The sequence below is a fragment of the Rheinheimera sp. genome (assembly GCF_036568245.1).
Classification (GTDB): Bacteria; Pseudomonadota; Gammaproteobacteria; order Enterobacterales; family Alteromonadaceae; genus Alishewanella.
The window spans coordinates 1-8,626 of the sequence record NZ_DATCSY010000396.1 but is presented as its reverse complement, the minus strand read 5'-3'; the positions used below and the strand labels follow the sequence as shown (position 1 = coordinate 8,626).

Genomic DNA, 8,626 nt, shown 5'->3' with positions numbered 1-8,626 from the left:
TGGCGGGCGAATACCGGCAGCAGCAAGCGTTTAACATCCTGCGCCGTCAGCTTATGCAGGTTAAGAATACGACGGAATATATCTTTATAAACCGGTGCATCCGACACGTTATTCAGCGGGATCATGCGTAAATTAATGCGGCTGTCATAAGGCGTGGCGCCGCCGGTTAGCATGGCGTTAAGCTCGGACGGTTTCAGCTCAATCGGATCCAGGCCTTTTTCGCGCAATACATGATCGAGTTTGTTGTATTTCACAATGCTGTTGCCAGCGATAAAGTGGTCTAAATCCAGTGCACCCTGATAACAAAAATACTGGTATTTGTAGCCGGCAATTTTCCCCAGCCCCGCCACACCAATTACCACTTTGCCATCGGGCAAATTGGCTTCCAGCAGGATATAACTTTGATCCGAGCCAAAGTAGAACTTACGCGTTTCATCTAAATCGTGGCCGTCCCACTCGGTTAGGCGTAAATCGTTAATCAACGGGAACTGCAGCGCATTAATCACCGAGCTTTTACCGGTATTATTCGGCGCACATATTGAGGCGGCATGATCGAGTGGAATGACGCATTTGGCATAACCGGCAGTGTTTAACAGCGCCAGCTTCGTCAGGCCATACAGCTGCTCAGACATCGCTCATCTCCTCAGTATCCGGGGTATCAACCAATAACACCGTATCGCTGGAATCTTGCGGTGCGCCGTCATCCAATTGCAGTAAGGCGTCTAAATAACGGTGTACCGGCGCAAGCAACTTGATATTGTCACCGCTGGCACGGGCTAAACCCAAACGCAGCATCCGGTTGGCCACTTCGCGTTTCACATCGGTGGCGCTAAAGATATCCAGCTGCTCAAACAGGTGATACTGTTTTTGCACGATGGCAGAAAACACCTCGTGGTCCAGCTCGCTATCAAACAGCGCTTGTAGCGGATCACGGCCCTGATCGGCAAAATATTCCACCAGCGCATAAATAGTCAGCGCAAACAGGCGGGAAATTTTACCCATATTGGCACTGGCATCATCGACATCAAAATAGAAAAAGCCACGGCTATCGCGTTTTAGCGTATGCCCCAGGCCGGAGAATAATGCGCTGTAACTTAGCTCCTGCGCGTCCAGCTCTTGCCACAGGGCTAAGTCCTGCTCGCTGATATGGTAACCGCCGCTGAGCTTTTTATAGATCTCAGCCAGCTGGGTCAGCTCTTGTAAATCAAGATGCATCGGCCTTGGCCTCCTGCGAAAACGGGTAAAGGGTCAACTTATGCTGCTGTAGCGTCAGTTCAACCGCCTGATGATTATGGTTAAGTGCTAAACCATCTTCGCGGCTTAACGCCTGATACAGATACAGCAGCTCATCCAGCGCTAAATTGGGGTAGTTTTCATCCAGCCAACGCGCCAGATTGCTAATAGTGCCGCTACTGCGCGCTTTGCTTAGCACACTGTCGTAATCCGGCAGTTGTAAATTCGGCGCCACACGCTCGTCTTGTTGCGTTGGCAGCTGGTATTCGGCTTGCTGATAATCGGCTAGCTCGGCCATATAGCTGGTGAGCTGATTAGCACTGCCCAGCGAGAAACGCTGTGAGTCAGAGGCGATAACTACCGGTAACTGGCTTAACGTAAGATCAATGCCCTTTTTGCGCATTAACCCCAGCACGGCACTGGCGTTACGTGATAACAAGGTGTTTTTACGCAGCTCTTCGCGCAGTGGCATTAAGGCATCGGCACTGCGGCTTAAACTTTCACGGCCAATCTGGTTCATATCCAGCAAACGGGTGCGCAGCTGCAGTAATAATTCTTTCTCGTGGCTTAGGCCGCCACTGATTTCCAATGCACCGACTTGCTCACTCAGCAGTGCTTCCAGGCCGGCAATGGTGGCCTGAAACGGGCCATTGATATCAATCAGCTGCAGCATTGGCTCGATATAGTCGTCAAAAGCTTCCATCACCGCGCTGTAACGGCGTGCTAAGGATAAATTGCGCTCGTCAGCTTTGGCTTTATCGACCAGGTTTAAAATGGCGGTTTCGTTTTTAGCAAAGTGTTTTACCACTTCGCGGATGCGCTCATCCATCTGCCAGATAAAGCGCTTTAATTCGCTGGCATCACGGCCTTTAGCGGCGAGTTCCAGCTTACGCGCCAGCCGGTTTAGCTCATGGATACGGCTTTGAATATCCTCGGCCATACCCAGGTTATGTTCCTGCAGCAAATACTCGGCAAATTCCAGCACGGCACGGTTCAGCTCCAGCTGGCTGGACTTGGCCAGCGGAATAAACACTTCAGCCTGCAGCAAGCGCTGCGCTTCTTTAAAGACTTGCTCGCTGGAATAACCGGGGTTAAAGCGTTTAATCAGCGCCTGTACATCCTGAAAGCTGAAGCTGCCCATGTTACTGCGGCCAATCAAGGCTTCAATAACCTGCCAGTGTTCATCGAGGCATTTTAAGATTTTACGCGGGGATATCATGCGTCGCTAAGCGTTCCTGCTTGATGCAATAAAAAGGCTATTATCCACGGATTGGCGCTAAACACCAGAGTGTGACCCGGCCTGACGAATGTCCGCTGCACCGGCTGTTTCATTAATAAGCTGATCGCACAGCGCCTGCTCAGCATCCTGCGGCAAAGTAATACTAACCGTCACCTTATCACTGTAGCTGACCTCATCCAGTGTCGCCTTGCACTGCTGTAATAACTGCCGTAAGCGCGCTTCAAACGCAAAACTGACACTGATACTAAGCGCAATACTCGGGCTGACTTCGCATAACCCGGCTTTCGCCGCAGCCTGTGATACCGCATTAGAATACGCCCGCACTAAGCCACCGGCGCCCAGTTTTACCCCGCCGAAATAGCGCACCACCACTGCCAGGCAGTTGCCCAGTTCGCGCTCAGTTAACACATGCAGCATTGGCTTACCGGCAGTGCCACCCGGCTCGCCGTCGTCACTAAAGGCCTGTGTCTGGGGCTGGCGGGTATTACCGATGATATAGGCCCAGCAGACATGGTTAGCATCGGGGTAACGCGCCCGATACTGCTCAACCCACTGCATGGCCTGTTCCCGGTTGTTTACCGGGTGCAAAAAAGTAAGAAAATCGCTGTTTTTCTCGGTGAGCAAATGTTCAGTATCAGCGGCAATAACAGTATATCGGCTCATTAGCTTTGCAACATATCCATTAGATGCTGATCAGCAGCGCTTATCAGGGTTCGTTGAGTTCGGCATGGTGTTTAGCAAACACCGGTATGGTGATTTGCCATTTCATCGCCGCTAAACGCAGCAACAGCAGCGCCAGCATGCCCACTGTCATAGCCACTGCGGTATTGACGCCGACAAAAATCAGCACAGTGTAAACCACACCGCCAAAAATACAGGTAACCGCATATAACTCGCCGCGAAACACCATCGGCACTTCGCGGCACAGCACGTCGCGGATCATACCACCACAGACCCCGCTCATGGTACCGAGCATTATTGCCACCATCGCGGAAGTACCGTTATCCAGCGCCTTTTGTGTGCCCATAATAACAAAGAATGCCAGCCCCAATGCATCAAACAGCTGCAGCGTATTATGCGGGATAGTCAGCCGGTTACGCACTGCCAGTATGGTGCCTATAGCAGCGATAAAAATGGCGTAAAAATAGCTGTTGTTGTTAATCCAGATCACCGGCACATCCAGGATAAGGTCGCGCAGCGTGCCGCCACCAATAGCCGTAACGCTGGCAAGTACAATTACGCCAAAGCCGTCCATCTGGTTACGCCAGGCGGCCAGTGTGCCAGAGATAGCAAACACTGCTATGCCGAGTAAATCTATCCAGTGAAAATACTGTTCCATACCGTCACCCCGCTCTTATCTGGCTGCAACTTAGCAGGCTTTCTACCCAGCGTAAACAGCTATAAGCTGCTAAAAATACGGCACTATAAGCCTGTTCGCCCCAACAGCACTGTGTTAACATTTCAGCGTTTTATTAACATAAATCAGTAAAGGATTAGTATGAAGAAGTCAGTGATTGCGCTGGTCGTGCTTGCAGCTGCAGCAGGTGGCGGTGTGTATTTTGCCAATAAGTATGCAGAAGATGTGGTAAAGCAGCAGGTTGAACAGGCAAACCAGAGCTATCGTCAGTTAGCCGCCAACGGCGATATGCCGCTTATTTCACTGACATACAAAGACGTATCAGCCAATGTGCTGACGTCAAGTTACAGCATAGCCGGGCTGGAAGTCAGCATGGCGGAGCTCGGCACTGTTGCTACTGTAGAGCAGATCACTGCCAAAGGCGTGAAACCGCGTGAACTGGCAGATTCAGGCAGCGTACACCTGAGCGGCGCAAAAGCCGCGCCGGCAATACTGCAAATGCTGCCGCCACAAACCAGTGCTTTTGTACAAAGCCTGGCGTTACATGGCGACTACAGCTATCAGTACCAAAATGACGGTCAGCTGTTATTTAACCAGCAAACCCGCATTAATGATGAATTCAGCCTCAGTTACAACTTCACCCTGGCGCAAATGCAGCAGTTCTGGCAATACGCCAAAGAGATCAGCGCCCTGGCACCAGAGCAGCAACAGCAACTGGTTGGCTCTGAAGCGTATGCCGAGCAAATCGTCGAAAAACTGCTGACCGGCGCGCTGAGTAATGGTGCTGTCAGTATTGAAAATAACGGTTTTATCGAGCGCGCTATCGCCATGACGGCAGAGCACGGGCAAACGCCGGATTTGGAAACCATCAAAGGTATGGCGCTGCTGAATATTTCGATGCTGGAGCCACTGCCACAAAATATGAAAGATGCACTGGCACAGTTTGTCAACCAGCCGGAAAAGCTGCAGCTGAGTTTTAGTTTCAACGAACCACTGCAATTTGCCAAACTGCAAAGCGGCGAACTGATGCCAGAACTGGGCTCACCCGAAGCCATTATTGAATTTGCTAATTTGCAACTTAAGGCCAACTAAACTGCAGACCAAACCCGCTACGGCGTAATGCCAGTCAGTTAAGCTTGCAGCTGCCATCGGTTTGCCCACACCAACACGCCGTGAACCCAATCCCTGGGGGCTCCTCTCAGCCCATCCAGGGCTGAGACGGTTGGCTTAGGACAAACCGATTCCGCTTAAATGATTAGCTGCACGCTACGGCGGGTTTTGTTTTGTCCGGGCCAGCGGCTTACCTTGACATTTGTTAGCAGTACAAGTATAAATGCGAACCATTTACATTTATGCTATCTGGTACTCTATGAAGCCGTTATCTGCGCTGCCTGTCGCTTTACTTGTTTCCTCTTCGTTTGTTGCTGCTCAGCAGGATATTGAGCATATTACCGTGAGTACCAGCCGCAGTAATGCGCCGGTCAGCACGGTGCCGGCCACGATTACCGTTATCAGCCAGGAACAAATTGCCAGCCAGCTGGCGTTTACGCAGGATATTTCGGCGATTCTCGGCAACCTGTTACCGGGCTTTTCACCCAGCCGGCAAAAGCTGACTTCAGCCGGTGAAACACTGCGCGGCCGTGAACCTCTGTATATGATTGATGGCGTGCCACAATCTAACCCGCTGCGTAACGGCTCGCGCGATGGCAAAACCATTGACCCTGCAATGATCGAACGGATTGAAGTGATCCGTGGTGCTAATGCCATTCAGGGTATGGGCGCCAGCGGCGGTATTATTAATATCATTACCAAATCTGCCGGCGATAACCGCCATCAGCTGAGCGCCAGCTTTACCACACCCACCACCGGCGGCAGCGACAGCCAAAGCTACAAAGCCAGTTACCTTCATAGCTACCAGCAGCAAGGCTTTGCAGTGGTAGCCGGTGTGTCGGCCAGTGATACCGGCATGTACCGCGACGGCAATGGCGATTTAATCGGCGTAGATGGTACCCAGGGCGATACGATGGACTCGCGCAGTATTGATGTGTTTGTTAAAGCACGCCAGCAACTGAGTGAACATGAAAGCCTGCAGCTGATGATAAATCACTATAAATTGCGCGGTAACGGAGACTATACCCAAGTTGCCGGTGATGTCACAGCAGGTATTCCAGCCAAATCTGAGCGTGGTGAAACAGAGGGCATGGCACCGCAAAACAAAGTGACCACTGCAACACTGGATTACAGCAATACCGCAGTATTTGGCGGCAGCTTAAGCTGGCAGCTGTTTCTGCAGGACTTCGCCGCGCTATACGGCGGTGGCCGTTTTGACGCCTTTCAGGACCCGGCACTGGGCGCCAATTTTTACGATCAGTCACAGAATAAATCGACCAAATACGGCAGCCGTTTAACCTGGTTCAAGCCTAATCTGGCATTGAACGGGCTGGATTTAAGCGCCGGTGCCGACTGGCTGCAGGACGAAACCTACCAGGAACTGGCGCTGAGCGGCCGTAACTGGGTACCGGAAACTGAATTTACCAACCTGGCGCCTTTTGCCCAGCTGCGCTACAGCGCACTGCAAAACTTTACCTTTAGCCTTGGCGGCCGCTACGAATATGGCAAGCTGACAGTAAATGATTTCACCACGCTGGCAGCGTACGACAGCACCTTTGTTGCCGGCGGCGAGCCGGACTTTAACGAGCTGCTGACCAACGCCGGTGTAGTATGGCAATTTCACCCTAATGTACGTTTGTACGGTAGCTACAGCGAGGGCTTCAGCATGCCGGATGTAGGCCGGGTACTACGCGATATCAGCACGCCGGGCTTATCAGTAGACAGCTTTTTAACGCTGCAGCCGGTGCTGTCAGACAATCTGGAACTGGGCATTGAGTTTAGCTTTGACAACTGGCAACTGCGCGCCAGCGCTTACCGCTCGGATTCAGATCTGGGCTCGCGCCTGCAGGCAGATGCCGATGGCATTTACAGTGTAAGACGCGAGAAAACCGAAATAGACGGTATTGAAGCCGAAGGCCAGTATTACTTCAGCACTGATAGCCAGATAGGTTTTAGCTATGCCCGCACCAATGGTCAGTTTGATAATGACGACGATGGCAAAGTCGAAACCGATTTAGGTGGTGTTAATATCGCGCCAGAGCGGTTAAACCTGTATTGGCAGCAGCTGTGGTTGCCACAACTTAGCAGCCGGTTGCAGGCTAATATCCTGTTTAGCCATACGCTGAATACCGGTGAACAGTTTGACGGTTATACCACGCTGGATTTCAGCAGCAGCTATGATACGGCGTACGGCCGCTGGACATTGGGTATCGAAAACCTGGGCGATAAACAGTACTTTACCTACTATGCACAAAGTACACCTGCAGCAGCACGCTACTTTGCCGGTATCGGCCGTACGTTAAACCTGAGCTGGTCACACGCGTTCTGATATGCCAACCGCACGCACGCTGCACCGCTATCTGGGCTGGCTGATTGGCATCTGGTTGCTGCTGATCAGCTTAAGCGGTGCTGTGCTGCTGTTTAAAAACGATTTGCTGCGCTGGCAATATCCGCAGCTGCAAAACCTGGCGCTGCCGTCAGACATCAGTCAATGGGGGCCCTTGCTCAATCAGCTGCAGCAGCAACCCGACTTCCGTTACGTAAAGTATCCGGATCAGGATGCGCACTGGCTGGAAGCCGTCAGCCACAGCAATCAACGCCACTACTACAATGCCAGCCACACCTTACTGCTGACACGCACGCCGCGAGGCGACTGGATCGACTGGCTGTACGATTTTCACCTGCATTTGCTGGGCGGCAAAACCGGCCGTACGGTGCTGGGCGTCATCGGCCTGATTTGCCTGGTGCTGCTATTGGCGGGCATAGTGCAGTGGTGGCCCAAGCGTTTTAGCCGCCGGCTACTGGCACTGCCAAAACCCGCTCTGAATCCCCGCACACTGCGCCAGTGGCACAGCCTGTTGGCGTTAAGCTTTGCCCCATTGTTGCTACTTACAACAGTAACCGGCAGCCTGATGGTATTTAATGCGGAATTTCGCAATGTTCTGAGTATAATTTCTACTGCACCACAGCCGGCGCCACAACTCAAAACAGCAGGTTATCAACCACTGGCGACAACTGACTGGACTGCTGCACTTAGGCAGGCGCAGGCACAATGGCCAGATGCCCAGCTAAGGCTAAGCAGCCTGCGCACCGCCGCTGATCAGCCAATGAGTTTTCGCGCCCGTATGGCTGGCGAGTGGCACCAGAACGGCCGCAGCGTGGTGCAGATAGATGCACTTAGCAATAAGGTTATTTATGCCACGCCCGCCAGCGCTTTTGGTACTACCGGCGCTATCGCCAACAGCCTGTATCCGCTGCATACTGCCGCAATCGGCGGCAAACTATACTTCTGGGCGCTGGCAATAAGCGGCCTGCTACCGCTGTTATTACTGCTAACCGGCCTGTTGTACACCTGGGTTACCCGCCCCGGCAGCCGAACTTCAGCCGCCGCTTCGTCACTTAAACCAGAAAGCAACAGCTAATCAGCGCCAACCAGCACTTGCTGCACCCGCTGTTGCAGTATGGGCAGCAGTTGCCGGGCAAACCAGGGGTTACGTGTTAACCAGATATTGTTGCGTGGGCTGGGGTGTGGCAGCGGGATAATATCCGGCCAGTACTGCTGCCAGCCCGCAACGGCGTCAGTTAACGAATCTTGAGCATCTGGCAGATGCCAGGCCTTGGCATACTGCCCAATCACCAGTGTCAACTGTAAATGCTTAAGCCCGTGAAGCAATGCTGGCCGCCAG

Annotated in this window: 8 protein-coding genes and 1 pseudogene; 3 read left to right on the top strand and 6 right to left on the bottom strand. The window is 52.5% G+C overall.

Going from position 1 to position 8,626, the window contains the following annotated elements; translation table 11 throughout:
• The 5 genes and pseudogenes from VIN66_RS17845 to VIN66_RS17825 form a co-directional block, all read right to left on the bottom strand.
• Nucleotides 1–632 (bottom strand): annotated as a pseudogene (locus VIN66_RS17845) (ATPase); the annotation flags it as partial.
• Nucleotides 625–1,215 carry a condensin complex protein MksE gene (locus tag VIN66_RS17840; protein WP_331925241.1) on the bottom strand — a complete coding sequence of 197 codons (591 nt, stop codon included), beginning with the start codon at nt 1,213–1,215 and terminating at the stop codon, nt 625–627. The pseudogene VIN66_RS17845 and the gene VIN66_RS17840, both read right to left, overlap by 8 nt.
• Nucleotides 1,205–2,452: a hypothetical protein gene (locus VIN66_RS17835; protein ID WP_331925240.1), complete on the bottom strand. Its 1,248-nt coding sequence runs from the start codon at nt 2,450–2,452 to the stop codon at nt 1,205–1,207. Before VIN66_RS17835 ends, VIN66_RS17840 begins: the two co-directional genes overlap by 11 nt.
• A gap of 57 nt (nt 2,453–2,509) precedes the next feature.
• Nucleotides 2,510–3,136, bottom strand: a complete 627-nt coding sequence (locus VIN66_RS17830) for a YigZ family protein (protein WP_331925239.1) — start codon at nt 3,134–3,136, stop codon at nt 2,510–2,512.
• A gap of 43 nt (nt 3,137–3,179) precedes the next feature.
• Entirely contained in the window at nt 3,180–3,812 is a 633-nt protein-coding gene (locus VIN66_RS17825) for a trimeric intracellular cation channel family protein (protein WP_331925238.1), read from the bottom strand.
• Between the two features lie 159 nt (nt 3,813–3,971).
• On the opposite strand from VIN66_RS17825, the gene VIN66_RS17820 reads away from it, so the two are divergent.
• The 3 genes from VIN66_RS17820 to VIN66_RS17810 all read left to right on the top strand — a co-directional run bounded on the left by VIN66_RS17820 (nt 3,972) and on the right by VIN66_RS17810 (nt 8,362).
• Nucleotides 3,972–4,922: a hypothetical protein gene (locus VIN66_RS17820; protein ID WP_331925237.1), complete on the top strand. Its 951-nt coding sequence runs from the start codon at nt 3,972–3,974 to the stop codon at nt 4,920–4,922.
• Between the two features lie 277 nt (nt 4,923–5,199).
• Nucleotides 5,200–7,269: a TonB-dependent receptor gene (locus tag VIN66_RS17815; protein ID WP_331925235.1), complete on the top strand. Its 2,070-nt coding sequence runs from the start codon at nt 5,200–5,202 to the stop codon at nt 7,267–7,269.
• Nucleotide 7,270: 1 nt separating this feature from the next.
• A complete protein-coding gene (locus VIN66_RS17810; protein WP_331925233.1) occupies nt 7,271–8,362 on the top strand; it encodes a PepSY-associated TM helix domain-containing protein in 1,092 nt (363 codons plus the stop codon).
• Here VIN66_RS17810 and VIN66_RS17805 read toward each other — a convergent pair.
• On the bottom strand, nt 8,359–8,626 hold a 268-nt coding region (locus VIN66_RS17805; RefSeq protein ID WP_331925232.1), incomplete at its 5' end, for a uracil-DNA glycosylase family protein. The genes VIN66_RS17810 and VIN66_RS17805 overlap by 4 nt on opposite strands.